This window comes from Bacteroides propionicigenes (genome assembly GCF_018390535.1).
In the GTDB taxonomy this organism is placed as follows: Bacteria; Bacteroidota; Bacteroidia; order Bacteroidales; family Bacteroidaceae; genus Bacteroides; species Bacteroides propionicigenes.
Window position 1 is genome coordinate 1 of the sequence record NZ_JAHBBW010000030.1, and the last position, 2308, is coordinate 2308.

The following is a 2308-nucleotide window of genomic DNA, read 5'->3' on the forward strand; positions in this document are numbered from 1 at the left end:
ACAAGGCATTGCAACCCACACCCGCCCCCTCTTCGCCCTAAAAACCAACCTCCTCTTCGATGCCGCCCTCATGCCCAACATCGAACTGGAACTCCCCATAGGAAAACGCTGGTCCCTCAACGCCGAATACATCTTCCCGTGGTGGCTGATAAACGACGACCGCTACTGCCTGCAACTCCTCATGGGAGGGCTCGAAGGGCGATACTGGTTCGGAAACAGAGAAAAGCGCCAAGCACTCACCGGACACTTCGCAGGACTATACGCAGGCGGAGGGAAATACGACCTCCAGTGGGACACGAAAGGCTATCAGGGGGAATTCTTCATCGCAGCCGGAATCAGCTACGGCTACGCACACCCCATAGCCCGGAACCTCAGGCTGGAGTACAACATAGGTATCGGAATGCTGCGTACCAACTACCGGCACTACCACACCCGAGACAACCACCGGACCCTGCTATGGCAGGAAAACGGGGAATACACATGGCTGGGCCCCACAAAACTCAAAGTATCACTCGTGTGGCTCATCAACCGGAAAACAAAAAAATGAAAGCATATGTTGTCCCCCCTGACCCAAAGAACGATAGCCCTGCTGCACCTCATAGCCCATGCCGAGCACTGCAACATACCCCACTGCGGAATGTCCTCCCACGAAGAGCTGCGCCACATATGCGCGCTCCTCGAACAGAAAGGGATGATACGCCCTGCAACCAATACCGATGCCGGCATAGCCGACACCGACACCCGCATAGCCGACCCCTGCATCGCCTACGCCCTCTGCCGGCCCCTGCACGACATATCCCTGCTCGACGTGCTGCAGGTCACAGACGGACACTTGGACTGCAACGCACCAACCACCGAAGAGTTCTACTCCCGATACGGAAAGGTGGCGCAGAAACTGGGAGTGGTAAACTATATGACAAGGCTCTACCTGTCCGAAATACGGATAACGGACTTTTGTTAGGATAAAAAAACAAACAGAATCAAACAGAATAAATGAAGAATACAGTTTTGCTTTTATTGCTGCCCCTCGCCCTCGCATCGTGCCAGCGAAGGGAACTAACCTACTACACCGAGGCAGAAATCAGCGTGACCGCAGACTGGAGCCGTGCAGGACAGGAAGAGGAAAGCAGATACGGGGCCACCCTGATTTTATACCCGCAGGACGGAGGAGCGCCCCGCGTGGCGCTGATGGGAGACCGCACCCGCTCCACCGTGCAGCTGCCCGAAGGACGCTACGACGCACTGCTATTCAACCGCTCCTTCGACGACTTCGGAACCGTGGCATTCAGGGGGCAGGACAACCTGCACACCATCGAAGCCTACGCCATGCAGACCGAGACACGGAACGAGACGCGAGTCATCACCTCCGCACCCGGCAAGCTGGCCTCCGCCGTAATGCGCGGCTTCGAGGTGAAGGACAGGACGGCGCAGCTGCACCTCGTACCCGCCCCACTCACCCGCACGGTGAGGATGGAGCTGCACATAGAGGGAATCCAAAACCTAAAGCAAGCCACCTGCCTGCTCAGCGGCGTGCCCCTATCCATACTCCTGCACAACGGGAGCACAGAGCATGCCGAAAGGGGAATGCAGGAGTTCGAGGTGCAGGACATCACCCCCGACGGGGATTCCGGAACCGGGGGAACACTAAGCGGAACCTTCCAGCTCTTCGGGATGCCCGCACAGGACGAAGCCAAAATAAAGCTGAAAGCCTTGCTGAAAGACAACAAGACCGTTGTGGAAAGGCAGGTGGAGAACCTCGAAATCAGCGAAGATACGGACGGGAACGGCGTTATCACGCTGAAAATTGAAGCCGAAGTAAATCCCCCGCTGCCGGATGTAACCCCCTCAGAGGGATCAGGATTCGATGCCGACGTGGAGGAATGGGGGGAAGAAACCGATACGGAGATTCCAATATAGAAAAACAAGACATATACTATCTGTCATTCAGAGCGTAGCGAAGAATCTATTTTCTGTGTATACATCAAGAGAGGAGATTCTTCGCTACGCTCTGAATGACAGATGCTCCTGATATAAATTAAATTTCAATCCTTACTTATAATAAAGAGCTATACAATAAAGAATTATACAATAAAGAACTATACAATAAGGAACTATACTTAACAATAAAAAATAATACAATTTATCAACCCCAAAAACAGCTAATTTAATTATGAAAACAAAAAGTTTATTCTTGCTGACCATTACCATGCTGGCACTGGCAGCGTGTTCGGAAAACGAGATTACCGAACAAAACCCCGAGGTGAACAAGCCAATCGGATTTGATACGTATGCAAGCGTGCAGACACGC

General features: G+C 53.1%; 3 protein-coding genes. All 3 read left to right on the top strand.

What is annotated here, in order from left to right; all coding sequences use genetic code 11:
* Window positions 1-547, top strand: a 547-nt coding sequence (locus KG118_RS17270; RefSeq protein ID WP_213388592.1) for a DUF3575 domain-containing protein, incomplete at its 5' end; no start/stop codon positions are given.
* 6 nt (window positions 548-553) lie between these two features.
* A complete protein-coding gene (locus KG118_RS17275; RefSeq protein ID WP_213388593.1) occupies window positions 554-961 on the top strand; it encodes a hypothetical protein in 408 nt (135 codons plus the stop codon).
* Between the two features lie 32 nt (window positions 962-993).
* Window positions 994-1917, top strand: coding sequence for a DUF5119 domain-containing protein (locus KG118_RS17280; RefSeq protein ID WP_213388594.1), 924 nt, complete (start codon window positions 994-996; stop codon window positions 1915-1917).
* Window positions 1918-2308: the final 391 nt, after the last annotated feature.